The sequence below is a fragment of the Mycobacterium sp. NGS66 genome, from assembly GCF_059812225.1.
Window position 1 is genome coordinate 52,593 of record NZ_JCALCG010000011.1, and the last position, 25,759, is coordinate 78,351.

Consider the following 25,759-nt stretch of genomic DNA (forward strand, 5'->3'; position numbering starts at 1 on the left):
GTACACGCCGATTAACTCGTCGTGTGGTCAACGAACTTGGCGGCAAAGTCGCCATCGTTACCGGGGGTGCGTCCGGCATCGGCCGCGCCACTGTGGAGCGCTTTGTGGCTGAAGGTGCGCGAGTAGTGATCGCCGATGTGGAAATTGCCGGCGGTCGGGCATTGGCGGACGCGCTGGGCGACGACGCGTTCTTCGTAAGGACCGATGTCTCCGATCCCGAACAGGTCGGCGCGCTGGTTGCTGCTGCCGTCGAAAAGTTCGGTGGCCTGCACGTCATGGTGAACAACGCCGGAATTTCGGGCACCATGCACCGCCGGTTCCTCGACGATGACTTGGCCGATTTTGACCGCATCATGTCGGTGAATGTGCTGGGCGTAATGGCAGGTACTCGAGATGCCGCGCGGCACATGGCCGCTCACGGCGGTGGATCTATCGTCAATATGACGTCGATCGGCGGGATTCAAGCCGGCGGCGGTGTGATGACCTACCGCGCGTCGAAATCGGCCGTCATCCAGTTCACCAAGTGCGCGGCAATCGAGTTGGCGCACTACGAGATTCGGGTCAACGCCATCGCGCCGGGCAACATCCCTACGCCGCTATTGGCGACCTCGGCGGGCAACGCTGACCCTGCCGAACTCGAGCGATACGAGGCGCGCATTCGTCAGACCATGCGCGACGACCGGCCGCTCAAACGTGAGGGTGCGCCCGACGACATCGCCGAGGCGGCGCTGTATTTCGCCAGTGAGCGCTCGCGCTACGTCACTGGCACCGTGCTGCCCGTGGACGGCGGGACGGTCGCGGGCAAGGTAATTCGCTCCACGCGCAAGGGTTAGCCGGCCTGACGCCGAACGTGCACTGACGGCGAACTTTTGGCGATTTCTTCGCCATGAGTGCACGCTCGACGAGGCGTTGGGAAGCGGCGGAGCAAGGGACCTCCCGGACTAGCTGAGACGGCGAGAAGTTAGCGGCCGAACTTCAGCGATGCGGTCATAGTCACCGTCGACATGCACGATCCCGAGTGCGTGATGGATAGCTGTTTCAGCGATGAGCAGATCAGGGATCGGCGTGCGATGCCACATTCCGTGGTGATGGGCGAGATCGCGCTGGAGCACGAGCGCTCGTTCCAGCACGTCGGGCGGAGCCGCGACGATATCGAAGCTGGCGCGCAACTCGGCCTGCAATTGGTCGTAGTGGCGCGCCGACCGGGCGGAGTAGAGCTGCTCAAGCTCGCCGATCGGGCAGACATAGAGCCTTCCGGCCAACTCTGCGAGCTGGGCACCGATGACGGGATCGGAACTGCGGGCAGCGGCGCTCTTGTCGAGGATCCAGCCCGCTACCGCCACATCTCCTCCGAGGCGAGCACATCCAAGTCGACCTGCTGAGAAAGCCGCTCAAGGTAGTAGCGCTGTCGAGCCGCGCGCTCGTCCTGGGCTTGCTCTGCTTGGGTAGCGGCCCGCCGCAGAGCCTCCTCAACGGTCGCGCGGGTCGTCGTGCAACCCAAAGCGCGTTTCGCTCGTGCAAGCAGGTCTTCGTCGATTTCGATTGTCGTCCGCTTCGGCATGCATACAGCATACCGATGAGATATGTACATATCATTGCGGGCGATGATTAGCCCTTCTCGCGGCAGCGAGATTAAATCAATCGCTTGACTTAACCACCGCCCTGGGGTTTCACTAGACGGCATGACGGCAGCGGCCAGGACCGTGCGTACCGAGCGTGCCACCTCCACGCAGGAGGCCATCCTCGCGGCCGCCGAACGGCTCTACGCCGAGCACGGCATGTTCGCAGTGTCCAACCGACAGGTCAGCGAGGCCGCAGGGCAGGGCAACAACGCGGCGGTGGGCTACCACTTCGGCACCAAGGCCGACCTGGTGCGCGCCATCGAGCAGAAACACCGCGGGCCGGTCGAACGGCTGCGCGAGCAGATGGTGGCCGAGCTCGGGGATTCGACCGACATGCGCGACTGGATCGCCTGCCTGGTGCGCCCGCTCACCGACCACCTGGAGACGTTGGGGAATCCCACGTGGTACGCGCGTTTCGCCGCACAGGCGATGACCGATCCGGCCTATTACCACATCATCGTCAAAGGCGCTCTCAGCTCGCCGTCGCTGGTGCAGGTCGTCGACGGCATCAACCGCTGCCTGCCCGACCTGCCCGCCGAGGTGCGTTACGAACGCAACGTCATGGCCCGCAACCTGCTGATGCACACGTGTGCGGACCGGGAACGGGCGCTGGCAACGGGCTCGTCCATGCACCAATCATCGTGGCGCGCAGCGGCATCCGGCCTCATCGACGCGATCGTGGGGCTGTGGCTGGCCCCCGTGACGCCGCACGAATGAAGGCGTTGTAATGAAAGTGACTGTCGATCAAGATATTTGCGCTTCCTCGGGCAACTGCGTATTGAATGCGCCCGAGGTGTTCGACCAGCGGGACGACGACGGCGTGGTCGTGCTGCTCAACCCGAACCCCTCGGTTGACCAGGCCGAGGGTGCCCGCCGGGCGGCTGCGGCCTGTCCTGCGCTGGCGATTCATGTCGAGGAATGAGAACGATGTCCGAAACACTTGCCGGCAGTGGGCCTTCCGGAACAGGGGCTGCCCCCGGAATCCCCGACTATCCGATGAGCAGAGCGGCCGGGTGTCCCTTCGCTCCGCCTCCCGACGTCATGGCGCTCGCCGCAGAGCGGCCGCTGTCGCGGGTCCGGATCTGGGACGGCAGCACGCCGTGGCTCATCACCGGCTACGAACAATGCCGCGAATTGTTCTCCGACTCCCGCGTCAGCGTCGACGACCGCACGCCCGGCTTCCCGCACTGGAACGCGGGCATGCTGGCGACGATACACAAGCGCCCACGGTCGGTGTTCACCTCCGACGGCGAGGAGCACACCCGCTACCGGCGGATGCTGTCCAAGCCGTTCACGTTCAAGCGGGTCGAGGGACTGCGCCCGACCATCCAGCAGATCACCGACGACCACATCGACGCCATGCTGGCCGGTCCCAAGCCCGCCGACGTCGTCACCGCATTGGCGCTGCCCGTCCCGTCCCTGGTGATCAGTCAACTGCTGGGGGTGCCCTACGAGGACGCCGAGATGTTCCAGCATCACGCCTCCGTCGGATTGGCGCGCTATGCGACCGGCGAGGACACCGCCAAGGGCGCGATCAGCTTGCACAAGTACCTTGCCCGGCTCGTCGAAGCCAAGATGGAAAATCCGGCCGAGGATGCGGTTTCCGATCTGGCCGAGCGGGTCAAGGCCGGTGAACTCAGCGTGAAAGAGGCCGCCCAACTGGGCACCGGATTGCTGATCGCCGGACACGAGACCACGGCGAACATGATCGGCCTGGGCGTGCTCGCGCTACTGGAGCATCCCGACCAGCTGGCCGTCCTGCGCGACGCCGAAGATCCCAAGGTCATCGCCAGCGCCGTCGAGGAGCTGTTGCGCTACCTCAGCATCATCCAAAACGGCCAGCGCCGCATCGCGGTCGAAGACATCCATATCGCCGGGGAAACCATTCGCGCCGGCGAGGGCATCATCATCGACCTGGCTCCGGCCAACTGGGATCCGAATGCGTTCGCCGAGCCGGACCGGCTATATCTGCACCGCTCGGGCGCCGACCGCAACGTCGCCTTCGGCTATGGCCGTCACCAGTGTGTCGGCCAGCAGCTGGCCCGCGCGGAGTTGCAGATCGTGTTCCACACCCTGTTTCGCCGCATCCCCACGCTGTCGCTGGCCGTCCCGGTCGCCGACATCCCGTTCAAGCACGACCGGCTCGCCTACGGCGTCTACGAACTACCCGTCACCTGGTAACCCCTGCGCGCCCAAGCCGATTGGAAGGTCAACAATGTCCACTCAGACCAACACCGTCTCCCTTTACCCGCCGGAAGGCTTTGGCGCGCCGAAGAATCGACGTGGTCACGCCGTCGGCCGCGACGTCGGTCTCCCGGAGGGGACCGTGGTCTTCTCGGCGGACAACCACATCTCGTTGGCCGCCGACATCTTCTACGAACGTTTCCCCGACGACCTCAAGGACAAGGCGCCGCGGATCTGGTACGAGGACGGCGCCTACCAAGTCGGGCGCAAGGGACAGTCGTTCCTGCCGGGCGATTTCAGTGCGGTGCTGATGCAATACGACGACCTCCCGGGCGCCGCGAGCACCAATATCGAGGCCCGGATCCAGGAGCTGCGCGACGACGGCGTCGACAAAGAACTGGCCTTCCCCAATGCCGTCCTGGCCCTATTCCATTACCCGGACAAGAAACTTCGCGAACTGGCCTTCCGTATCTACAACGATTACATCGCGGAGTTGCAGGAACGCTCGAACGGCCACTTCTACGGCGCCGGACTGATCAACTGGTGGGACCCGCAAGGCACCCGGCGCACACTGGCCGAGCTGAAATCGTTGGGCCTCAAGACTTTCCTGATGCCGCTGAATCCGGGGAAGGATGACGACGGCAACCCCATCGACTACGCGAGCACGTCGATGAGCGCGGTGTGGGACGAGATCGAAGCGTCCGGAATCCCGGTCTCCCACCACATCGGGGAAACGCCTCCGAAAAGCCCCTGCGAATTCAACAGCGTGGTGGTCGGGATGATGATCAACATCGACGGATTCCGGGAGACGTTCTCCAAGTACATCTTTGGCGGCATCCTCGATCAGCATCCGGGCCTGAAGATCGGATGGTTCGAAGGCGGCATCTCCTGGGTGCCGTGGGCCCTGCAAGATGCCGAGCACCTGGTGGCGTCCTACCGGCACATGTTCAACCGGCCCCTGCTGCACGATGTGCGGTACTACTGGGACAACCACATGAGCGCGTCGTTCATGGTGGACCCGCTAGGGCTGCAGCTGATCGACAAGATCGGCGTGGACAAGGTGATGTGGTCGTCGGATTACCCGCATAACGAAAGCACCTATGGCTATTCCGAGAAGTCACTGGCCGCCGTCGTCGACGCGGTGGGTCCGCAGAATGCGGCCCGGATCGTCAGCGGCAACATCACCGAATTCCTAGGGCTGTGACGACTTTCGCGCAAGCCAGCCGTGCCACCGACTTGGTGATTCCCGACGCGCCCGACCTGGCCCGGATGCGTCGGGAAACCGGGGCGCGGCTGCGCGCAGCGATGGCCGAACGTGGCGTCGACGCGATGATCCTGCTGGGCAACAACGCAGTGGTCTATGCCACCGGGACCAGTTGGCCGCTGGGTGATGCCGGGCTAGCCCATGTCGAGCGGCCGGTGGCGGTGGTGCTCGGCGACGACGAGTGGCCGCACCTATTCCTGCCGTTCCGCGAGGGTGCGGCCCACGAGTCCGACCTGCCCGCCGATCACCTGCACGGACCGGTGTATCTCGAATTCGACGAAGGCGTAGAGAGTTTCGCCCGGGTGCTGGCCGACTTGATTCCGCCGGGCGCGGTGATCGCGGTCGACGAGTGCACCGGCGCCATGTCGCGGGCCGCAAAGCTGTTGTTCCCCAACGGCGCTCCCGTCGACGCCGCCGCCGTGGTCAGCGCCGCCAAGGTGATCAAAACTCAAGACGAACTGGCCTGCCTGCGTACCGCCATCCGGATCACCGACGAGGCGATGATCGACGTCCACAAGGCGCTGGCGCCCGGCCTGCGCCAGATCGAGTTGTCGGCGAGCTTCCTGCGGCGGGCCTTCGAGCTGGGCGCCACGGCCAGCATGCTGGAACCGATTTGGCAGGTGATGCCGCAGAGCAGGGCCGAAGGCGTCTGGACGACGCACGGCGACTTGGCTTTACCACTGTTGACCACCGAGCGCGAACTTGTCGAAGGCGACGTGCTGTGGACCGACGTCAGCATCACCTACGGCGGTTACTGCTCGGACTTTGGACGCACCTGGATCGTCGGCCGCGATCCGACACCGCGTCAGCGGGCGCAGTTCGAGCGGTGGTCGGAAATCATGACCGCCGTCCTCGACGTCGCCCGGGCCGGAGCCACCGCGGCCGATCTGGGTAGGGCGGCAACCGCGGCAAACGACGGTGTGCGGCCCTGGCTGCCGCATTTCTACCTAGGCCACGGTATCGGCGTGAACGCGGCCGAAATGCCGATGATAGGAACCGATCTGGGCGACGAGTTCGACGAGAACTTTGTGCTGCAGCCGAACATGGTGCTGGTGCTCGAGCCGGTGGTGTGGGAGGACGGCACCGGCGGATACCGCAGCGAAGAGGTGCTGGTGATCACCGAGGAAGGCTGGACACGATTGACCGACTACCCCTATGACCCCTATGGGAACTGAAGTCCTGCCCGACGACCGGGCGCTGCGTTCGGGTCGTCGAGAGCGGGCGCTGGCCCAAATGGCCGCACACGATCTCGACATCCTGGTCCTCGGTCGGCAAGCCAACGTCCGCTATGTCGCCGGCGCGCCGCAATTGTGGGTGGCCGGAACCCGGCCGTTCGGGCCGACCTGTGTGCTGGTGCGGGCTACCGGGGAGGTTTATCTGCTCAGCACCTGGGACGAAGGCGTTCCCGATGACATCCCACACGAAAACCTCTACGGCATTTCGTGGAATCCGGCGAACACCATCGCGGCGCTGCAGCGCATCGACGGCGCGGCGACCGCTCGTCGGGTTGGAACCGACGCGCTGTCACCGGTTTTCGCGCGGCTGCTGCCGTCGGCGTTTCCGAACGCCGAGCTGGTCGACGGAGAGCTGGCCATGCGCGCCGCGCGGCGCATCAAGACCGATTTAGAGATCGGGGCGCTGCGGGAGGCTATCGCAGTGGCCGAGTCCGGCCTGGCCGCCGCGGTCGCCGAGCTGCGTCCCGGTGTCAGCGAACAGATACTGGCGGCTGTGCTGTTGGAAGCGCTCGCCGCCGGAGGGGTGAGTACCCCGTCGAATCAGGATGTCGCATGGGTGACTTCACGCGATCACCCGTGGCGGCGGGCCACGTCGGACGGCCGCGTCCAGGCGGGGGATCTGGTGGCGTTTTCCGCGGGGGTGTTGGCTGGTGGCTATATTGGCGAGGTCGGGCGGACCTGGCCCGCTGGCCACGCGCAGGCCGCTTCACTGTTGTACAAGCGCTGGGATGCCTTGTGGGCCAAGCTGATCGCGGCGTGCCAGCCGGGTTCCTGTGCCGCGGGGCTGCTCGACGCTTATCGGGCGGTGGGCGAGCCGGCGCCGCCGATGCCGGTGGCCCGCGGCCTTGGGATGGGGTTCGACTCGCCGGTCATATCGTCGGCCCTGCCGGCGACCGCGGCCGGCGAACGCCTGGAGCCGGGAATGGTGCTCGCCGTGACCGGCTACGTCTGGGAGCAGGGGGTTGGTGCGATATTCGGCCGCGAAGCGGTCCTCATCACCGCCGGCGGTTCGGAAGTGCTGACCTCTAGTCCGTTCTGGTCGGCATGACGTGGCCGAGCAGACGCAAAATCCCCCGAAACGCGCGGCGTTTGGGGAATTTTGCGTCTGCTCGCCGGACCTAGGGCGCCATGGCACTTGATCCGTCGAACATTCTACTGACCGGCCGGGCGGCCGTGGTGACCGGCGGCGGATCAGGCATCGGCCGCGGAATCGCGGCGGGCCTGGCCGCTTTCGGAGCCTCGGTAGCCATCTGGGAGCGTGACCCGCAGACCTGTGCTGGTGCCGCGAAAGCCATTGGCGCGCTAGGTATTCCGACCGACGTGCGCGACCCTGCGCAGGTCGACGCCGCACTGCAACGCACCACCGCCGAAATCGGTACGGTGACGATCCTGATCAACAATGCCGGCGGTACGTTCTCTTCTCCGCTCCTGGAAACCAGCGAAAACGGTTGGGATGCACTCTATAAGGCCAACCTGCGGCACGTTTTGCTGTGCACGCAGCGAGTCGCGCGAGCGCTGGTTGCCGCGGGCCTGCCGGGCAGCATCGTATCGCTGGCGTCGATCGAAGGCGTGCGTGCCGCACCGGGTTACGCGGCCTATGCGGCGGCCAAGGCCGGCGTCATCAACTACACCAAGACCGCGGCGCTCGAACTCGCGCCGCACGGAATACGCGTCAATGCGTTAGCCCCCGACATCACACTGACCGAAGGGTTGGCCGCTCTCAGCGGAGGTCAGCCGACGGCGTCGATGGGTACGGCCGTGCCGATGGGGCGCGCGGGTCACGTCGACGAGATCGCTTCTGTCGCGGTATTTTTGGCCTCGGATATGTCGAGCTATCTCACCGGCCAAACGATCCACGTCGACGGTGGTACCCATGCCGCAAGCGGCTGGCGGCGTGATCCGCAGACGGGGGAGTACCGGCTCAGTTAGCTAGCGCGAGCAGACGCAAAAGGCCCCGACACGCTGAGTGGTCGGGGGCTTTTGCGTCTGCTCGCCGTTAGTGGCGCCAGCCCTCGGCGGCCTGTTCGTCGAAGGTACTGTCGATGCGCTCGAATCTGCGGCGGATCGACGCCCGAGCGGCTTCGTGCGGCAGGATGTAGAGCCGGTTGGCAAGTATCGCGTCGGCAATCAGCCGGGCGACGTCGTCGACGCCCAGCGAGTCGTCCTGCTGAGGCAGTGCCCCCACCGATCCGGTGACGTCGGGTGTCGACGCCAGCCCGTAATCCGCGCCCCGGATACGTTCCGAGTTGGCCAGCAAATTGGTTTCGATGACCATCGGGCACAGCACCGACACCCCGATGCCGTTGTCCCTGACCTCACGGGCCAGCGTCTCGGCCAGCGCGACGACGCCGTACTTGGCGACGCCGTAAACGCCGAGTCCGGCATTGGGCACCAGGCCGGCGAAGGACGCGGTGAACGCGATATGGCCGCCCGTGCCCTGCTCCAGCAACCTGGGCATGAACGCTTCGACGGCATGGATGCAGCCCCACAGATCGATGTCGATCACCCACCGCCAGTCCTCGTGTGTCATCTCGGCGATCGGACCCGCCACCGCAATGCCTGCGTTGCTGAATACCAGGTCCACCTTGCCGAGCAGGCGGGCAGACTCGTCGGCGAGTGCGGTGACCTCCTCGAGATGACGGACGTCGCACATCACCCCGTGCGCTTCGAACCCGTCACGGCGCAGGTGCGCCACGGCCAGTTCCAGCCGGGACTTGTCGATGTCCGCAAGGACCACCTTGGCTCCGCGGCGGGCAAATTCGGTAGCGGCGGCCAACCCGATGCCGCTCGCGCCGCCAGTGATTACCGCTCCGCACCCGTCATACCCGGCAAGTCCAGTCACAGACCGGATGCTACTTAAGGCAGGTCGCCGCATCGAAGGGCAGGGTAAGACCGGTGCAGCGCGATCAATGCTCTACATATCAGAGAATTTGGTTCTCACCGGGCTAGCTGCCGGCGAATCCCCGTGAGCAGAATTCCCAGACCTCGTCGGCGGTGATGGGGTGGACGGTCGCGTCGTCAACACCGCCGCTGTACTGCGCGATCAGCATGACCGTCTGCATAGTTATGGCGGCGACCCGCCTCGGGTTGATCCCGGCCCGCAATTCGCCGGCCTCGCCTGCTGCCTCCATGAGCTCGGTCAGCAACGCCACCAGCGGGGCAGTGGCGACCTTGACCTCGGCGGGGTGAGTGACCAGCAACCGGGGCGCAAAGTCGGTGAACAGCGGCCGCTTGGCCGTGGGGTCGGGCCGGGAGGCCTCGTACAGCAACTCGACTGCGACCTTGAGGCGTTCGAGCGGGTCGGAATGGCTTTCCGTGGCGGCGCGGATCTGGTCGGCTGATCGGCTCAACGCGTCTTCGAACAAGGCGAGCAGCAACTCATGCTTGCCGTCGAACTGCAGGTAGAAGCTGCGCAGCGACTGCCGAGACCGGTCCACGACCTCCTGGACGGTAAAGTCCGTGCTGCCCTTCTCGATGATGATGGCCTGCGCCGCGTCCAAGAATCGCTGAACGCGTTGTGCCGCACGAAGTTTCGCGGTCTTGATGGACCGCTCGACGGCGCGCTGCTTCCAGGCCGGCTCCTCGCCTGGGTTGGTCACCGACGGCTCCGCTGATTGCCGCGAGGGGAGAACATGATTGGACTGTACCGGAGAACGCCGTGACATCGCTGCGCTCGACCCCCTCGCGGATGACGTGTCGGAGATTGTAACTTTCGTGATGCGAGAATACTATTCTCTCAAACGCGTATAGGGAAGCGTAACCGGAAAGAACCGACCGCCTTCTTGGTGAACGACGGTTGCCGAAACCCAGAAGGTGTGTGCCGTGCAGCTGACCTTTGCCCCGGACGTCGAGGCGTTCCGCGCCGAGTTCGTGGCGTTCTTGGACGCCCACTTGCCTCAGCTCACCGAGTCAGGGGGAGCGTTCGAGCGTTCGCGGTCGAGTTCGCACATTCCGGAGTGGGCGCGCCGATGGCAACGGCTGCTGTTCGACCACGGCTGGTTGCTGCCGGGCAACCCGCCGGAGTTCGGTGGCCGCAACGCGACGCTGTTGCAGCAGTACGTGCACGCCGAGGAGTTGTCGCGGCGACGGATCTATCCGAGTTTCAACCCGCAAGGCATCGGGATCATCGCGGCGTCGTTGTTGTCGTTCGGAACACCGGAACAAAAACAGCGTTGGGCGGTGCCCATCCTGCGCGCCGAGATCACCGCGTCGCTGGGCATGAGCGAACCCGGCGCCGGTTCGGATCTGGCGTCGTTGAAAACGCGTGCGGTACTTGACGACGACCACTTCGTGGTCAACGGTCAGAAGGTCTGGACGTCAGGCGCCCATGACGCCGATGTGCTGCTGACGTTCGTGCGCACCGATCCGAATGTGCCGAAACACCAGGGAATCAGCGTGTTGTTGATTCCGACCGACACGCCAGGGGTGGTGTGCCGCCCATTTGCGTCGGTGTGCGACAAAGACGAGGTCGACTTCAACGAAGTGTTTTTCACCGACGTGCGGGTGCCAGCCGGCAATTTGGTGGGCCAGCTCAATGGGGGCTGGCGCGTGGCAACCGGCTCGCTCGGCCACGAACGCGCCATGCTGTGGATGGACTACGCCAACCTGTTGCGGTCACTCGCAAGGGATTTCGATCCGTCGGGGACGTTACAGCGCGATCACTACGCCACTTTGGTAATGGATGCGCAGGCGCTGCAACTACTGGGTTCGGCGGCTATCGCGCAGGCCGCACGCGGGGAAGAGGATGTCCCCGCGCAATCGGTGCTCAAGCTGCTCGGATCGGAGGCCTTGCAACGTGCCACCGAAGACGCGCTGAACGCCGCGGGCGCGGAAGGTCTTGCGCTGCACGGGGTCACCGCCCCGTTCGCCCCACTTGATCTGGACAGTCATTATCGCAGCCGGTTCGACCGATATGTGCGCACCTTCGCCGCGACCATCGCCGGCGGTACCTCGGAGATTCAGCGGAACATCATCGCCGAGCGGATCCTCGGACTCCCGCGCAATTAATCAGCACCGCTGGTAGGTGTCGAAGTCCTTGCAGTGGTGGTCATGTTCGTCGGGGTGAGTGTAGATCCAGGCGTAGCAGGCGACGGCGATCAACCCTGCCGCGATCGACACCCCACCGAAGACGATGCCGGTCGTCGCGGCCCGGGAACCTGGCACAGCGCCGCGGTGGGTCCGTGATCGGCCGATCCTACCGGTCACGATCGCCGCGATACCGAAGAAAATCCCGATCACTACCCAGGAGGTGATCAGCGCGACCACGCCCAGGATTACCGAAACCACAGCCAACTTGTCTTGCGGTGGGCCGGGCTGATTCATGGGCACCGAGTCTAGGCGACGTCGAGGCGCATCGCAGGAGGCTACAGCTGGGCAAGCCGCGGCGCGGATCCGGTAGCTCGCAACATGACCCCGGCCTCGCGGGTCAATTCGCGTGTGCTGCCCAGCAATCCGTCCAACACCAACGAGCGCTTGACATGACGGTGCAGGTCGTGTTCGGCGGTGAAACCAATGCCGCCGAGGACTTGCTGACAGTGGCGTGCGGCGGTCAACGCGGCCTGGCCGGCCGCGGCTTTGGCCAGCAAGCAGGCCAACGCGTGTGAGCGCTCCGAATCCTCCGGTATGTCACCGGCGGCAAGCAGAGTAGCCTCCGCCCCTTCGAGTGCGACCAGCGTTTCGGCCAGCCGATGCCGGATCGCCTGGAAGGAGCTGATGTGCCGACCGAATTGGACGCGGTCCACGGCGTGCTGGCGAGCCAGGCCCAGCATCGCCGTGCCGGTGCCGACCAGCCACCAGCCAAGCGCCAACCGTCCCGCGGCCAATGCCGCCGACGGCAATGAATCCGCTTGGGCCACACGATGTATCGGCAGCTCATCGTCGAGGGCCGAACCGGGATTGTCGGCACGTTCCCAGACCACCCACGAGCCGCCGGCGAATGGCAATGGCAAGGTGCCGCCGGGCCCGCATCGGGCCGCGCGGGATACCACGTCGTTGAGCACGGGCGCGTGCGCGCCGGTTTCGCCGAGCAGCCGAAACACCAGAGGCATTGCGGTATCAGGGATTTCGTCGAGCATATCGAGCCAGCCGAGGTCGGCCAGGGCCGCGTCCAGCTTTGCGCCCGAGCTCGCGCCCATCGCGTTCCGCAGCGAATCGGACAACAGCTGCAGTGACTCGCGGTCGTTGGCCGGTTCCACGATCACTCCTTCCCCAGGTCGAGCAGCCGGCGGGCGATGATGTTGCGCTGAATCTCGGCGGTGCCGCCGTAGATCGTCGCCGCGCGCGAGTACAGGTATTCCGGGCGCCATGGTGTGTCGTCGAGTTCCAGGATCCCGGGCAGCAGATCGCGGACGGTGTCATAGAGCTTTTGTTCGGCGCCGGCCAGCAGCACCTTGTCGATGGAGGTATCCGGGCCCAGCCGGGCTCCGTCGCGTAACCGGTGCTGGGTGAGACGGGACCGGCAGCGCAGCGTGTGCAACGCGAGATACGTTGCGCCTAGGGCAGACTCGTCAAATTCGGTCGACTCCGCGATCAGCGCGTCGAACCGTGAGTACAAGTAAGCGATTCGCTGCCAGAAGCAGGTGGAGCGCTCATACGGAAGCAGGTCCATCGCCAGCCGCCAGCCGTCGCCGGGCCGGCCGAGCATCCGGCTGGACGGGATCACCACTTCGTCGTAGTACACCTCGCAGAATTCGTCGACTCCATGCATGGTGCGCAGCGGCCGAATCGTGATACCCGGCGTATCCAAGTCGACGAAGAACGCGGTGATCCCGTCATGACCCGGCGCCGTGCGGGTGAGCAGGATGCACCGGGTGGAGAATTGCGCGAAGCTGGTCCACACCTTCTGCCCGTTGACAATCCAGTTGTCGCCCTGCTGGATCGCGCGGGTGGACAGTGACGCCAGGTCGCTGCCGGACCCCGGCTCGGAAAAGCCCTGACACCATTGCTCGCGGCCGCTGAGCAGACGCGGCACCATTTCGGCCGCGAGTTCGGCGGGCGCGTAGTCGATCATGGTGGGGGCCAGCACCTCGACCATCGAGTAGGGGCCGGGTTCGGCGAGTCGGCGACCGACCACCTCCTCGCCGACGATCGCCCGAAGCAGCGCGGGCCCACCCAATCCGCCGACTTGCTCGGGCCAGCCGTAGCGCATCCAGTCGGCGTCGTACAAAGCCCGGTGCACGCGCGCGAGCTGGCGCATCTGGCCTGCCAGCGAATGGTCGGGGCCGGGCGTCAGATCGTGCTCGTCCAGCCAGGCGCGCAGATCCGCCCGGAAATCCTCGACATTCACGGGGCGGGACGCCCGACCGCATGCGGGCGCCCGGAGTCGTGCACGCCGCTGCGGCGGATGAAGGTCATGGCCCGCGTTTTCAGCCGCCACCCGTCGGCGGTCCGGGCGTAGGTGTCGCGGTAGTACCCGATTCGCATGTCGTGGGTGGCATGTTCGATGAAGCACAACGGCTGGGTTCCGCTTGCCGTGTCGCCGTCGATGTCGACCAGTGCTGTCCCGGTGAGAAACAAACCTTTCGGCGCGGCCTCGACCAACTCCGGGAACCTGTCCAGACGGTAGGTGTCGCCGAACGCGCTGTAGGTTCCGTCGGGCGTGAACACGCCGATCAGTCCGTCGATATCGCCTTGGGTGATGGTGACCGCGTACCGGGCGAGCAGCTGCTGGATCTCGACCAGGTCGTCAGTCCTGCTTGGCATATACCTTGCCGCCTTTCATGACGAAGCTGACGTTGCGGGTAACGGTGATGTCCTCCAACGGGTTTCCGGGTACCGCGATGATGTCGGCCAGCTGGCCTCCGGCCAGCCGTCCGCGGTCGTCGGCGTTGATGAGCTCGGCCGCGGTCACCGTCGCCGCCCGCAACACCGCGAGCGGAGGCAGGCCCCAATCGACCAGGGTGACAAGCTCGTCGGCGTTGCGGCCGTGCGGTATCGCCGGCGCGTCGGTGCCGACGGCGATCTTCACCCCGGCTTCGTGGGCGGCCAGTATCGACGTGCGCGCTCTGGGGAACATTTCGGCGGCCTTGGCCTGTAGCTCCGGCGGTGCATGCGAGACGTCCATCCCCTCGGCCAGCCGCCGTGTGCTCACCAGGAAGGTGCCGTGCTCGACCATCATCGCGATCGCCTCGTCGTCGATCAGGAAACCGTGCTCGATGCAGTCGATCCCGGCTTCGACGGCATGCTTGACGGCGTCGGCGCCGTGCGTGTGCGCGGCGACGCGCAGGCCGCGCCGATGCGCCTCGTCGACGATTGCCCGTAGTTCTTCGTCCGAATAGTGCTGCGCGCCAGGCGGACCCGTCAACGACATCACACCGCCTGAGCAGCAGACCTTGATCAGTTCGGCGCCGTGCTTGATCTGGTAGCGCACCGCCTTGCGGATCTCGTCGATTCCGTTGGCGATGCCTTCCTCGACCGTCAGGTCCAGCACGTGCGGGGCGAACGCGGCGAACATCGTCGGATCCAGATGCCCACCGGTGGGCGTAATCGCGTGCCCCGCAGGGACAATTCGCGGACCGTCGATCCAGCCGGCATCAATGGCCTTGCCCAGCGCGACATCCAATAGGTAGCCGCCGGTCTTCACGAACAGGCCCAGGTTGCGCACCGTGGTGAACCCGGCGCGCAGGGTACGGCGGGCATTGCCGACGGCACGCAATACGCGGGTGGGCGGGTCATCCTGCACCTGGGATAGCCCGGGCTTTTCGCCGCGGCCGCCCATCAGGAGGTTGACCTCCATGTCCATCAACCCGGGCAACAGGATTCGATCGCCTAGGTCAATCAGGTCACCCTCGGCGTCACCGCCGACACCGGCGATCCGGTCACCCTCGATGCGCAGCACGCCGGGCCGGACTATCTCGCCGGCATCGATGTCGAGTAGCCCTGCCGCCTTGAGCGTCAGCACCTCTTAAATCACCGGCTCCCGGATCAACTCCACCCACGCGGCACCGCTGTCCGGGACGCGCGGCTGCTTCCACGCCTCGATGGGAAACGACACCATGATCAACGATTGCATCATGTGCATGAGCGTCCTCGCATCGTCGGGCAGGTCGTCGAGCGGAAATTGGTCGCAGTAGCCGATGGCGTCCTCGAGGCGGGGGAAGGCGGCGTCGTAGAAGCTCTGCATCTCGGCCATCGTGGAGGCCAGCCGCTTGGCATAGCGCTCCGGCTCGGTGGCCAGGTCCCACTCCAAAAACGGTTCCAGATCGGCGAATCCGTCAGGCAACTTATTAAGAGTGGCCATTTGTCGCATACTCCTTCACGTAGTCACCGGTCACCTTGTGCAGGTGCCGGAGCAGAATTTCCTGGTCGCACAGCGGAAAATCCTTGACCACCTTGGTGCCGACCATCGTCTGCGTCGCCTCCAGGGTGTTCGCGTCCTGAAGCGCGTACTCCTTGAACGTCACCGCGGCGAGTTCCTGGGCCAGGCGTTCGCGTGCGTTGCGTGGCGGAACGAAATACAGGGTGCACTCGAAGATGTGCTTGTCGACGGCCGTCGGCCAGTAGTGGTAGGTCAGGTACCAGCCCGGCTCCCAGATCAACAGCATGAAATTCGGGTAGAAGTGCCACGAGTCGACGCCCCACTGCGGCACCTTCTTCGGATTGACACCCGGCGGTAGCCGATCGAGCTTGGCGATGACCTCCGGCTTGTCCCAGGGACCGAACAGGCCGCTGCGCAACACCCGGTCCATGGGCTTGACCATGGACAGGTCTGCGGGCGGCGCCTGACCGCCCCACGTCGAGATCATCCCGTGCGGACTGGCCAGCTCGTAATACAGTGCCTCGAAGCCGTATTTGATGATCTTTGCGGCTTCTTCCTTGGTGTACTGGCCCTGGTGTAGCACCGGCGCGTGGTAGAACTCGGCGAACGCGTCGATGAACAGCTTCCAGTTACTGCCCACCTCAGCCCGGTACGTGTAGGACTCCGTCATCTCGTGGAACGGGTAGCCTTCGATGCCTTTGGCGAGCGGTCCGAGGTAGTCCGTGAGCGGCTTTGCGTGCTGGTCCAGGTTGACGAAGATGAACCCTTCCCACACCTCGCAACGCACCGGCACCAACCCGTACTGGCTCTTGTCGACGTCGAAGAACTCGTCCTCTTGCTGGATGAAGGTCAGATCGCCGTCGAGGCTGTACCGCCAGGCGTGGTACTTGCAAGTGAACTGCCGGCAGGTTCCGGAAGTCTCCTCGTGTGGAAAGTCGTTCCATACCAGCTTGTTTCCGCGGTGGCGGCAGACGTTGTGAAACGCCTTGACCGATCCGTCCTTGGTCTTGACGACGATCACCGACATACCTTGCCCCGCCGAAGGCAGCTCCTTGGTGAAGTAGCTGCCGGTGCGTGGCAGTCGCTCCACGCGGCCGACGTTGAGCCATGTGCGCTTGAAGATCGCCTCGCGCTCGGCTTCGAAGAAGGCCGGATCGATGGAGTCGGTGTAATCGACTGGCGCGGTTCCCAATTCGGGATAGGTTTCTGTCCAGCTTCCGGCAGCCGGTTTCGGGAAATGAGCCAACGTGCTTACCTTCCTATCGGGTCTTTCTCAACCTCGACGCCAAAAGTGTTGAAGGCCATGGCCAGCGTGGTGTAAGCGCCGACCGTGAAGATGTAGTCCATGCGCTGGCGGTCGTCCAGCCGCTCACCGAGCACGGCCCAGGTGTCGTCGGACAACTCGGAATTCTCGAGTAGTTCGTCGACGCCGGTGATCACTGCGCGCTCAAACGGGTCGGCTGCGTCGCCGTCGCGAACCGCGGCGATCTCGTCGTCGGTGATTCCCTCTCGTATGGCCATGGCTGCATGGTGGGTCCACTCGTAGGCGCAGTGGCGGCGATGCGCGACGCGCAGGATGGCGAGTTCGCGGATCCGTGGCGGCAGCGTCGAGGTGAAGAGGTGGACATTGAACCTGAGAAACGCTTTGGTCAACGCGGGATGGTGCGCCAGGGTCGACAGGGCGTTGCCGGCGCCGCGCGGGTTGCGGCGATCGGGGGGCAGCATGCCGGCCAGAGATTGCTCGACAGCCTCGTCCCACCGGTCATCGGGGAGTGGCGGCAGCCGCATTGCGCTGGGTTCCTCTCAGACAAAGAGAATCATATTCTCATTTATAACCAATAGACTTGCACGATTCGGTCGCCTGGTCAATCCTGACCTGACCAGATGCCCGCTGCGGCCCCCGCAGCAGCGAAACCGCAGGTGTTGAGGTATGCAGAAACCTTCATCCCGCCGCGTTCTCGGCGCAGTCGGCAAGGCGATTGCCGCTCAAAGCTGGTAGGCGGAGCCGCTGGATGCGGCTGGGCTGACGACGCTGAATGTTGATTCTCGCATCGCGAGAAGATAGTTTTCATGCAATAGAGAGCTTGGAGGCAAGTGGCGGCTCGCCTGCGACCGAACGGGGCCTGCTCGGTAGCCGCAGCCGATCCTCGAGTGACCCAATGGAGAGGGGTACGGAGCTGTGAACAAAGAAGACATGATCCTGATCAGCGTCGACGACCACACCGTAGAGCCGCCGGACATGTTCAAGAACCATCTGTCGAAGAAGTACCTGGACGACGCCCCGCGGCTGGTACACAATCCCGACGGCTCGGACATGTGGAAGTTCCGCGACACCGTCATCCCGAATGTGGCGCTCAACGCGGTCGCCGGGCGGCCCAAGGAGGAGTACGGCATCGAGCCGACGGGGCTCGACGAGATTCGACCGGGTTGCTACAACGTCGACGAGCGGATCAAGGACATGAACGCCGGTGGCATCCTGGCGTCTATTTGCTTCCCGTCCTTCCCGGGCTTCGCCGGGCGCCTGTTCGCCACCGATGATCCCGACTTCTCCGTGGCACTGGTGCAGGCCTACAACGACTGGCACATCGACGAGTGGTGCGGGGCGTATCCGGCCCGGTTCATTCCGATGGCCATACCGGTGATCTGGGACGCCGAGGCGTGCGCCGCCGAGGTGCGGCGGGTCGCCAAGAAGGGCGTGCACGCGCTGACCTTCACCGAGAACCCGGCCGCCATGGGCTACCCCAGCTTCCACAACGAGTACTGGAATCCGCTGTGGAAAGCGTTGTGTGACACCAACACCGTGATGAACATCCACATCGGGTCCTCTGGCCGGCTGGCGATCACCGCGCCCGACGCGCCGATGGACGTGATGATCACGCTGCAGCCGATGAACATCGTCCAGGCCGCCGCGGACCTGCTTTGGTCGCGTCCGATCAAGGAGTATCCCGACCTCAAGATCGCGCTGTCGGAAGGCGGCACGGGTTGGATCCCGTATTTCCTCGAGCGCGCCGACCGCACCTACGAGATGCACTCGACGTGGACACACCAGAACTTCGGCGACAAGCTGCCGTCGGACGTGTTCCGTGAGCACTTCCTGACGTGTTTCATCAGCGACAAGGTGGGCGTCGCCCTGCGCAACATGATCGGCATCGACAACATCTGCTGGGAGGCCGACTACCCGCACAGCGACTCGATGTGGCCGGGCGCGCCGGAAGAGCTGTGGGACGTGCTGTCGATCAACAATGTGCCCGACGACGAGATCAAGAAGATGACCTACCAGAACGCCATGCGCTGGTACTCGTTCGACCCCTTCACCCACATCACCCCCGAGCAGGCGACGGTCGGGGCGTTGCGTAAGGCGGCCGAGGGGCACGACGTGTCCATCCGGGCGCTCAGCCACCACAAGGACGAGCGGTCGGGTTCGTCTTTCGCCGAGTTTGCGGCGACCGCGAAAGAGCTGACCGGCAACCAGGACTGAGCTCGCCATAATGGCGAGCAGACGCAAAAGCACCCGAAAACCGAGTGTTTATGGTGCTTTTGCGTCTGCTCGCGCTGAAAGGGGTGCCGCGGTGGACGACGGCGGAATGAATTTCGAGCTGACCGAAGATCAGGAACTGATCCGACGGTCGGTCGCCGAGTTGGCCCGCAAATTCGACGACCACTACTGGATGGAAAAAGACCAGGCGCACGAGTTTCCGACGGAGTTCTACCGGGCCATCGCCGACGGCGGCTGGCTGGGCATGACCATTCCAACCGAATACGGCGGCCACGGCCTCGGCATCACCGAAGCGACGCTGCTGCTCGAGGAGGTCGCCAAGTCCGGCGGCGGCATGAATGCCGCCAGTTCGATTCACCTGTCGATCTTCGGAATGCAGCCGGTGGTGGTACACGGGTCCGAGGAACTCAAACGCCGCACCTTGCCGCCGGTCGCGACCGGCGATGTGCACGTCTGCTTCGGAGTGACCGAACCTGGTGCGGGGCTTGATACTTCGCGAATCACGACATTCGCCAAACGGGACGGGGACCGCTACGTCGTCAATGGCCGCAAGGTGTGGATCTCCAAGGCCATGGAGTCCGACAAGATCCTACTGTTGACCCGCACCCAGTCATATGACGAGGTCTCGAAGAAGACCGACGGCATGACGCTGTTTCTGACCGATCTGGACCGCAGCCGGGTCGACATCCGCCCGATCCGCAAGATGGGCCGCAACGCCGTCAGCTCCAACGAGTTGTTCATCGACAACCTGGAAATACCCGTCGAAGACCGAGTTGGCGAGGAGGGCAAGGGATTTCAGTACATCCTGGACGGCCTGAATCCCGAGCGGATGCTGATCGCCGCCGAGGCGCTGGGCATCGGACGGGTGGCGCTGGAGAAGGCGGTGCGGTACGCGAACGAGCGGCAGGTGTTCGACCGGCCGATCGGCATGAACCAGGGCATCCAATTTCCGCTCGCCGATTCGCTGGCCCGGCTGGACGCCGCCGAGCTGATGCTGCGCAAGGCCACCTGGCTCTACGACAACGGGAAACCCTGTGGACGCGAAGCGAATACCGCCAAATACCTGTGCGCCGACGCCGGCTTCACCGCCGCCGACCGGGCCCTGCAAACTCATGGCGGCATGGGCTATTCGGAGGAATACCACGTCGCGCGGTACTTCCGGGAGGCGCGGTTGATGAAGATCGCGCCGATCAGCCAGGAGATGATCCTGAACTTCCTCGGGTCTCATGTGCTGAAATTGCCCAGAAGTTACTAACGTCGAACGTGCACTCACGGCGATAATTTCGCGATTTTTTCGCCGTGAGTGCACGTTCGGCGGACGAGTCGAAGGGAGTAGGTCATGCGCGAGACGGTGATCGTCGGTGCGGTGCGGACAGCTGTCGGCAAACGCAACGGCGGTCTGTCCGGTATGCATGCCGCCGACCTGTCCGCGGTTGTCCTCAACGAACTGCTGGAACGTGTCGGAATCGATCCGGAGATCGTCGACGACGTGATCTGGGGATGTGTTTCCCAGGTCGGTGATCAATCCAGCAACATCGGCCGCTACGCGGTATTGGCGGCAGGCTGGCCGGAGAGCATCCCCGGAACCACCGTCAACCGGGCCTGCGGCTCCAGCCAGCAGGCCCTCGACTTCGCCGTGCAGGCGGTGATGTCGGGCCAGCAAGACGTCGTGGTGGCCGGCGGAGTCGAGGTCATGAGTCGCGTCCCGCTCGGTGCCGCCAGAGCAACCGGGATGCCGTACGGTCCGAAAGTCCTTGCGCGCTATGACGATTTCTCCTTCAATCAGGGGCTGTCTGCGGAGATGATCGCCAAGAAATGGGGCTTCAGCCGCAGCCGGCTCGACGAATACTCCGCGCAGTCCCACGAGCGGGCGGCGGCGGCTCAGGACGCCGGAGCGTTCACCGACCAGATCGTCCCGGTGTTTCCCGGCGACGCAGCGGTCGTCGTCGACGACGAGGGAGTGCGGCGCGGCACCAACGTCGAGAAACTGGCCGCCCTCAAGCCCGCGTTCGTCGAAGATGGGGTGATTCACGCCGGCAATTCCTCGCAGATCTCCGATGGCGCGGCCGCGCTCTTGGTGACCACGTCCGAGATGGCGCTCGCATTGGGATTGACGCCGATCGTGCGCTACCGCGCGGGCGTGGTCACCGGCGCCGATCCGGTGCTCATGTTGACCGGCCCGATTCCGGCGACCGAGAAGCTGTTGAAGAAGGCCGGGGTCGCATTGGCGGAAGTCGGCACGTTCGAGGTGAACGAGGCCTTTGCGCCGGTGCCGCTCGCGTGGCTGGCCGAAACGGGTGCCGATCCGCAGCGGGTGAACCCCCTGGGCGGCGCGATCGCGCTCGGTCACCCGCTCGGCGCATCCGGCGCCGTGCTGATGACCCGCATGGTGTATCACATGCGCGACAACGGAATTCGCTACGGCTTGCAGACCATGTGCGAGGGCGGCGGCACCGCCAATGCCACCCTCGTCGAGCTGGTGAACTAAGGCTATTGCCCCGCGACCCCTTGCCAGGACGACCAAACCTACCTACTGTGTGTTCAGTCGGTTGGTTTAGCCCGGAGGAGTCTGTTGCCCCGCCCATACGACACGCTGCTCGCCAAGGGTGAGGACCGTAAGCAGCGGATCCTCGATGTCGCGCAGCGGCTGTTGACGCGTAACGGCTGGCGCAACACCACCTTGGCGCAGATCGCCGGGGAGGCGGGGGTGAGCCCCGCTGGGCTGCTGCACCACTTCGAATCCAAGGAGCAGCTCCTGCACGCTGTGCTGGACGCGCGTGACCGCGACGACGACGCCCATGCGGACCGAGAAGGCGATCTGATCGCCGAGATTGCCCAGGTCGCCGATCGGTTCGACCGGGCCCCCGAACTCGTGGGTACCTTCACCGTGCTGCTGGTGGAGAACATCCTGCCGGAAGCCCCGCTGCACGAGCGGCTGCTGGCCCGGCAGCGGGACGCGATCGACATCGTCGCAGAAGGTATTCGCCGTGGTCAGGCCGCCGGCCGGTATCGCACCGACATAGACGCCGCCGTCAAGGCAGTGGAAATTCTCGCCTTCATCAACGGAATGGAAACCACATGGTTGCTCGACCCTTCGATACCCCTGGCCAAGGTGTTCAAGGAGTACGCCGAGATGCTGGCCCGGGACTTCGCGCCCCCGAACCTGCGCCCGACATGAGGTACCGGCTCGACGTCGTCGCCTCGAGCGTGGTGGACGTGGTGAAGTTCGCCGGTGGTTGGCTTTTCGACCGCACGATGTCCGGCTGGGACGTCACCGTCCTGATCGCCGATCGCCCGGACGATCGGCCGCTGCAGATCCTCGGAGCCCGCACCCTAGACCTCGAAGATGCCCTGGAGTCTGCCGAAACCCGTCCTCGTCCCCAGTCTTTGGCCGTCGCCGCCGACCTCTTCGGTTGCGATGCGCGGGTGCGTCACGGCGTGCTGCGGGCCCTCGATCATGGCGCCACCGAGGTCACGCTGTGGGGCGAGACCTGGCCCGCCGAGCTCGGCGACCACGTCGGCGTCGTCCAACATCGACTCAGCGCGGCCGCCCAGACGTTCAAGGCTCAGGCGCTGGCCGCCGCGGCCGCACCGGCGACCTCCGTCGGCGCCGCCGAGGTTTTCCGCAGCGGTCGAATGGCCTGCCCGTCGGTCGCCGCCGATCTGGTTCCTGCCAGCTGAACCCTGTCGTTGACGACGGCAGCTGCCGTGTGGAAATGTAATGCTCATCTCTGAGAGGATGATTCTCTCTAGACGAGATTCGAACGGAGCAAGCGATGGTGAACGATTTCACCGAACTGGATTTTTTCCGCGACAGACAGCTCGTCGAGAACCCCTATCCCTACTACGAGGCGTTGCGGGACCGATGCCCCGTCACGCGGGAGAGCCATCACGACGTAACCATGATCACCGGCTGGGACGAGGCGTGCGCGGTGCTCAACGACGCCGAGACGTGGTCGTCGTGTATCTCGGTGACGGGTCCGTTCCCCGGCTTCCCGGTCCCGGTCGAAGGTCTCACCGACATCACTGAGCTGATCGAAAAGCACCGTGACGAGCTGCCCTTCAGTGACCAGTTGCCGACGCTCGATCCGCCGACCCATACCAACCACCGTTCCCTGTTGATGCGGCTGATCACCCCGAAGCGCCTCAAGGAGAACGAGGACGCCATGTGGGCCCTCGCCGACCAAGCGCTCGACGAATTCCTGGCACCCGGCCGCGGCGAATGGATCAAGGGCTTTGCCGGCCCGTTCACGCTGCTGGTGATCGCCGACCTGCTGGGCGTGCCCGTCGAAGATCGTGACAAATTCGTCAAAGGCATCCGCGAGCATTCTGGCGGCGGAATTGGCGGCACCGGCAAGGAATCGCTGGCGCATAGTCCGCTGGCATTCCTCTACGGCCTGTTCTCCGATTACGTCCGGGACCGCCGACATGCACCCCGCGACGATGTGCTGACCGGACTGGCCACCGCCACCTACCCCGACGGCTCGATTCCCGACGTCGAAGACGTTGCCCGGGTGGCCAGCAATGTGTTCTCAGCCGGCCAGGAAACCACCGTGCGGCTACTGGGTGCGGCAGTGCAGACCATCGGAGAGCGGCCCGACATCCAGGCGCAGTTGCGCAAGGACCGCAGCCTCATCCCGAACTTCATCGAAGAGTCGCTGCGCATCGAGAGCCCGGTCAAAGGAGACTTCCGGCTGAACCGGGTGCCCGTCACGGTCGGCGGGGTCGACCTGCCCGCGGGCACCACGGTGATGGTGGTGCAGGCCGCCGCCAACCGTGATCCGCGCCGGTTCGACGACCCTGCCACCTTCGACCTGTCCCGCAAGAACGCCCGGCAGCATATCTCGTTCGGGCGGGGCATCCACAGCTGTCCGGGCGCTCCGCTGGCCCGGGCCGAAACCCGGGTGGCTATCGAGCGGCTGCTCGACCGGACGTCCGAGATCCGGATCGACGAGAGTGTGCACGGCCCCGCGAATGATCGCCGCTACCAATATGTTCCGACCTACATCCTGCGCGGCCTGACCGAGCTGCATCTGGAGTTCACGCCGGCATGAAAGTCTTTGTCGACGATCAGTGCTGTCGCGGTCACGGCATGTGTCTGACGCTGTGCCCCGAGGTGTTCAGCCTGACCGACGACGGCTACTCGGTGGCGATAAGCTCTGATGTCCCAACGGAATTGGAGTCGGCTACCCGTGAGGCGATCGAGTGTTGCCCCGAGCAGGCGATCAAGGAAGCCTAGTTAGGCCGAGCAGACGCAAAATTCCCCATTTTCGTGCTGAAAAGGGTAATTTTGCGTCTGCTCGCGCGGGCTGGGGCGCGCGGCTAAATCTGGTCGCTTGTGCGCTGCGGGTCGATGAGGATCTTGGCGTGGGTTTCCGGGTTCCCGAGCGCCCGAAACGCCGCATCGACGCCGGCCAGGCCCACACTTCCGGTCACCAGCGGGGTGGCGTCGAGTTTGCCCTCGGCGAGCTGGTACAGGGTGTCACGGAACTCCAACGGCGTATAACCGAACACGAAGCGCAGGTCGATCTCCTTGCCGATCGCCACCGTGGGCCTGAAGTGGTCGGTGCCCATGCATACCCCGGCCACGACAACCCGCGAATTGAACGGCGCTGCAACGAGAATCGCATCGATCATGCCCGGTGTGCCCACGCATTCAAAGATCACCGGTCGCTTCGGTGCTGCCGCGCCGAGCTTGTCAGCGACGCGGTAGACGTGATTCCATCCGGGCAGTTTGCGCAACTTCTCCATCGCGCCTACGCCCAGTTCGGACAGGTCGGTCACCGAGGTGACGACGCCCTTACGCGCGCTCACGGGTTCGTACGGTGAACCCTCGGCCGGGTCGACGACAACAGTGGCCCCGCAGCGTTGCGCCAGCGCACGTCGTCCCGGCGAGAAGTCGCTGGCGACAATGGTTTCCACGCCTTTGGACTTGAGGTGGCAGATGACGGCAAGGCCGACGGGGCCACACCCGATGACTACTGCCACGTCACGCCTGGCGATGTCGCTGCGCTGCACGGCGTGTAACGCGACGGCCATCGGCTCGGTCAACGCGGCGATCTCGGGGTCCAGACCGTTAGGCACGACGAAGCTCATGGCGGCCTCGGCGAGCACCTGTTCGGCGTAAGCCCCGGGGGCCAGCGGGGAAAGGCCCGTGAGGTGGACACCTTGTTGGGCGCGCACCACGGGGAAAGACACGACGACGGTGTCTGTTTTGAACTGCTTGGCCACACCGCGTCCGCGCTCGGCGACCTTACCGCAGAATTCGTGGCCGAACACGACCGGCGTTTCACTGGTCAGGGAGTGTTCATAGCCCACCGCATTCATCGCGTCGGCCAACTCGTCGCCGTGGTCCTTGGCGTGCAGGTCCGAGCCGCAGATACCGCACCGCAGTACGTCGAGCACCAGCTGTCCGGCGGCCGGTTGCGGCGAGGGCAGATCGACTACCGACAACTCACCGTGCTGACAGCTCACCGCTTTCATCGGTTGTCCCTCCATTGCCGAGCAAACCCCGCAAGCGAAAGGTACCCCTGGCGGCGTTGGGTGTGAAGCGTCGGCGTTGGGTGTGAAGCGTCGGCGTTGGGTGTGAAGGTTCGGCGTTGGGTGTGAAGGGTCGGCGTTGGCTGTGAATCGTCGGCGTTGGCAGTGAGGCCAGGGCGGAGAAATCGTCGAATGGTCACCGCCTGTTCACACTCAAAGCCA

Annotated in this window: 29 protein-coding genes; 16 read left to right on the top strand and 13 right to left on the bottom strand. The window is 64.8% G+C overall.

Annotated features, from left to right (window positions below; all coding sequences use genetic code 11):
* Positions 1 to 23 precede the first annotated feature (23 nt).
* Positions 24 to 833, top strand: coding sequence for an SDR family NAD(P)-dependent oxidoreductase (locus AC5Y2L_RS19295; protein WP_499937417.1), 810 nt, complete (start codon positions 24 to 26; stop codon positions 831 to 833).
* Between the two features lie 108 nt (positions 834 to 941).
* Here the strand turns inward: AC5Y2L_RS19295 and AC5Y2L_RS19300 are convergent, their stop codons facing one another.
* Positions 942 to 1,343 (bottom strand): PIN domain-containing protein, encoded by a 402-nt coding sequence (locus AC5Y2L_RS19300; RefSeq protein WP_499937415.1) that lies wholly within the window; start codon positions 1,341 to 1,343, stop codon positions 942 to 944.
* Complete coding sequence (locus AC5Y2L_RS19305) at positions 1,334 to 1,561, bottom strand: type II toxin-antitoxin system VapB family antitoxin (RefSeq protein WP_499937413.1); 228 nt, start codon at positions 1,559 to 1,561, stop codon at positions 1,334 to 1,336. The genes AC5Y2L_RS19300 and AC5Y2L_RS19305 overlap by 10 nt, the downstream gene beginning before the upstream one ends.
* A gap of 121 nt (positions 1,562 to 1,682) precedes the next feature.
* On the opposite strand from AC5Y2L_RS19305, the gene AC5Y2L_RS19310 reads away from it, so the two are divergent.
* From AC5Y2L_RS19310 to AC5Y2L_RS19340, 7 genes are all read left to right on the top strand, one after another.
* Entirely contained in the window at positions 1,683 to 2,339 is a 657-nt protein-coding gene (locus AC5Y2L_RS19310; protein WP_499937411.1) for a TetR/AcrR family transcriptional regulator, read from the top strand.
* A 10-nt stretch (positions 2,340 to 2,349) separates the two neighbouring features.
* Entirely contained in the window at positions 2,350 to 2,544 is a 195-nt protein-coding gene (locus AC5Y2L_RS19315; RefSeq protein ID WP_499937409.1) for a ferredoxin, read from the top strand.
* 5 nt (positions 2,545 to 2,549) lie between these two features.
* The gene (locus AC5Y2L_RS19320) at positions 2,550 to 3,803 is read left to right on the top strand and encodes a cytochrome P450 (RefSeq protein WP_499937408.1); all 1,254 of its coding nucleotides are present in this window, start codon (positions 2,550 to 2,552) and stop codon (positions 3,801 to 3,803) included.
* A gap of 145 nt (positions 3,804 to 3,948) precedes the next feature.
* Entirely contained in the window at positions 3,949 to 5,010 is a 1,062-nt protein-coding gene (locus AC5Y2L_RS19325) for an amidohydrolase family protein (protein WP_499937509.1), read from the top strand.
* Between the two features lie 65 nt (positions 5,011 to 5,075).
* Positions 5,076 to 6,245 (top strand): M24 family metallopeptidase, encoded by a 1,170-nt coding sequence (locus tag AC5Y2L_RS19330; RefSeq protein ID WP_499937507.1) that lies wholly within the window; start codon positions 5,076 to 5,078, stop codon positions 6,243 to 6,245.
* Positions 6,235 to 7,353, top strand: a complete 1,119-nt coding sequence (locus AC5Y2L_RS19335; RefSeq protein ID WP_499937407.1) for a M24 family metallopeptidase — start codon at positions 6,235 to 6,237, stop codon at positions 7,351 to 7,353. The genes AC5Y2L_RS19330 and AC5Y2L_RS19335 overlap by 11 nt, the downstream gene beginning before the upstream one ends.
* Positions 7,354 to 7,433: 80 nt before the next feature.
* Complete coding sequence (locus AC5Y2L_RS19340; protein WP_499937405.1) at positions 7,434 to 8,234, top strand: SDR family NAD(P)-dependent oxidoreductase; 801 nt, start codon at positions 7,434 to 7,436, stop codon at positions 8,232 to 8,234.
* Between the two features lie 67 nt (positions 8,235 to 8,301).
* On the opposite strand, the gene AC5Y2L_RS19345 is transcribed toward AC5Y2L_RS19340, so the two are convergent.
* Together AC5Y2L_RS19345 and AC5Y2L_RS19350 are read right to left on the bottom strand one after the other, a co-directional pair.
* Positions 8,302 to 9,147, bottom strand: a complete 846-nt coding sequence (locus AC5Y2L_RS19345; RefSeq protein ID WP_499937404.1) for an SDR family NAD(P)-dependent oxidoreductase — start codon at positions 9,145 to 9,147, stop codon at positions 8,302 to 8,304.
* Positions 9,148 to 9,250: 103 nt separating this feature from the next.
* Positions 9,251 to 9,904, bottom strand: a complete 654-nt coding sequence (locus tag AC5Y2L_RS19350) for a TetR/AcrR family transcriptional regulator (RefSeq protein WP_499937402.1) — start codon at positions 9,902 to 9,904, stop codon at positions 9,251 to 9,253.
* 223 nt (positions 9,905 to 10,127) lie between these two features.
* Here AC5Y2L_RS19350 and AC5Y2L_RS19355 point away from each other — a divergent pair, with 223 nt between their 5' ends.
* Positions 10,128 to 11,312, top strand: a complete 1,185-nt coding sequence (locus AC5Y2L_RS19355) for an acyl-CoA dehydrogenase family protein (protein WP_499944310.1) — start codon at positions 10,128 to 10,130, stop codon at positions 11,310 to 11,312.
* Here AC5Y2L_RS19355 and AC5Y2L_RS19360 read toward each other — a convergent pair whose 3' ends face one another.
* The 8 genes from AC5Y2L_RS19360 to AC5Y2L_RS19395 all read right to left on the bottom strand — a co-directional run bounded on the left by AC5Y2L_RS19360 (position 11,313) and on the right by AC5Y2L_RS19395 (position 17,349).
* Positions 11,313 to 11,627, bottom strand: a complete 315-nt coding sequence (locus AC5Y2L_RS19360) for a DUF4190 domain-containing protein (protein WP_499937401.1) — start codon at positions 11,625 to 11,627, stop codon at positions 11,313 to 11,315.
* Positions 11,628 to 11,668: 41 nt separating this feature from the next.
* Positions 11,669 to 12,439, bottom strand: coding sequence for an acyl-CoA dehydrogenase family protein (locus AC5Y2L_RS19365; protein WP_499937503.1), 771 nt, complete (start codon positions 12,437 to 12,439; stop codon positions 11,669 to 11,671).
* 62 nt (positions 12,440 to 12,501) lie between these two features.
* The gene (locus tag AC5Y2L_RS19370) at positions 12,502 to 13,590 is read right to left on the bottom strand and encodes an acyl-CoA dehydrogenase family protein (protein WP_499937399.1); all 1,089 of its coding nucleotides are present in this window, start codon (positions 13,588 to 13,590) and stop codon (positions 12,502 to 12,504) included.
* Positions 13,587 to 14,006, bottom strand: coding sequence for a nuclear transport factor 2 family protein (locus tag AC5Y2L_RS19375; RefSeq protein ID WP_499937398.1), 420 nt, complete (start codon positions 14,004 to 14,006; stop codon positions 13,587 to 13,589). The genes AC5Y2L_RS19370 and AC5Y2L_RS19375 overlap by 4 nt, the downstream gene beginning before the upstream one ends.
* Positions 13,990 to 15,204, bottom strand: coding sequence for a metal-dependent hydrolase family protein (locus AC5Y2L_RS19380; protein WP_499937397.1), 1,215 nt, complete (start codon positions 15,202 to 15,204; stop codon positions 13,990 to 13,992). Before AC5Y2L_RS19380 ends, AC5Y2L_RS19375 begins: the two co-directional genes overlap by 17 nt.
* Before the next feature lie 3 nt (positions 15,205 to 15,207).
* On the bottom strand, positions 15,208 to 15,543 hold the full coding sequence (locus tag AC5Y2L_RS19385) for a hypothetical protein (protein ID WP_499937395.1): 336 nt from the start codon (positions 15,541 to 15,543) through the stop codon (positions 15,208 to 15,210).
* A complete protein-coding gene (locus tag AC5Y2L_RS19390) occupies positions 15,530 to 16,807 on the bottom strand; it encodes an aromatic ring-hydroxylating oxygenase subunit alpha (protein WP_499937394.1) in 1,278 nt (425 codons plus the stop codon). Before AC5Y2L_RS19390 ends, AC5Y2L_RS19385 begins: the two co-directional genes overlap by 14 nt.
* Before the next feature lie 5 nt (positions 16,808 to 16,812).
* Entirely contained in the window at positions 16,813 to 17,349 is a 537-nt protein-coding gene (locus tag AC5Y2L_RS19395; protein WP_499937393.1) for a carboxymuconolactone decarboxylase family protein, read from the bottom strand.
* A 391-nt stretch (positions 17,350 to 17,740) separates the two neighbouring features.
* Between AC5Y2L_RS19395 and AC5Y2L_RS19400 the strand changes: the two genes are divergently transcribed.
* From AC5Y2L_RS19400 to AC5Y2L_RS19430, 7 genes are all read left to right on the top strand, one after another.
* On the top strand, positions 17,741 to 19,039 hold the full coding sequence (locus tag AC5Y2L_RS19400) for an amidohydrolase family protein (protein ID WP_499937391.1): 1,299 nt from the start codon (positions 17,741 to 17,743) through the stop codon (positions 19,037 to 19,039).
* 106 nt (positions 19,040 to 19,145) lie between these two features.
* Complete coding sequence (locus AC5Y2L_RS19405; protein WP_499937502.1) at positions 19,146 to 20,312, top strand: acyl-CoA dehydrogenase family protein; 1,167 nt, start codon at positions 19,146 to 19,148, stop codon at positions 20,310 to 20,312.
* Between the two features lie 84 nt (positions 20,313 to 20,396).
* Positions 20,397 to 21,545: a thiolase family protein gene (locus tag AC5Y2L_RS19410; RefSeq protein WP_499937390.1), complete on the top strand. Its 1,149-nt coding sequence runs from the start codon at positions 20,397 to 20,399 to the stop codon at positions 21,543 to 21,545.
* A gap of 84 nt (positions 21,546 to 21,629) precedes the next feature.
* Positions 21,630 to 22,235, top strand: coding sequence for a TetR/AcrR family transcriptional regulator (locus tag AC5Y2L_RS19415; protein ID WP_499937389.1), 606 nt, complete (start codon positions 21,630 to 21,632; stop codon positions 22,233 to 22,235).
* Positions 22,232 to 22,738: a hypothetical protein gene (locus tag AC5Y2L_RS19420; protein WP_499937387.1), complete on the top strand. Its 507-nt coding sequence runs from the start codon at positions 22,232 to 22,234 to the stop codon at positions 22,736 to 22,738. Before AC5Y2L_RS19415 ends, AC5Y2L_RS19420 begins: the two co-directional genes overlap by 4 nt.
* Positions 22,739 to 22,833: 95 nt before the next feature.
* A complete protein-coding gene (locus AC5Y2L_RS19425) occupies positions 22,834 to 24,111 on the top strand; it encodes a cytochrome P450 (protein WP_499937386.1) in 1,278 nt (425 codons plus the stop codon).
* A complete protein-coding gene (locus AC5Y2L_RS19430) occupies positions 24,108 to 24,296 on the top strand; it encodes a ferredoxin (RefSeq protein ID WP_499937385.1) in 189 nt (62 codons plus the stop codon). The genes AC5Y2L_RS19425 and AC5Y2L_RS19430 overlap by 4 nt, the downstream gene beginning before the upstream one ends.
* A gap of 83 nt (positions 24,297 to 24,379) precedes the next feature.
* Here the strand turns inward: AC5Y2L_RS19430 and AC5Y2L_RS19435 are convergent, their stop codons facing one another.
* On the bottom strand, positions 24,380 to 25,540 hold the full coding sequence (locus tag AC5Y2L_RS19435; RefSeq protein WP_499937383.1) for a zinc-binding dehydrogenase: 1,161 nt from the start codon (positions 25,538 to 25,540) through the stop codon (positions 24,380 to 24,382).
* Positions 25,541 to 25,759: the final 219 nt, after the last annotated feature.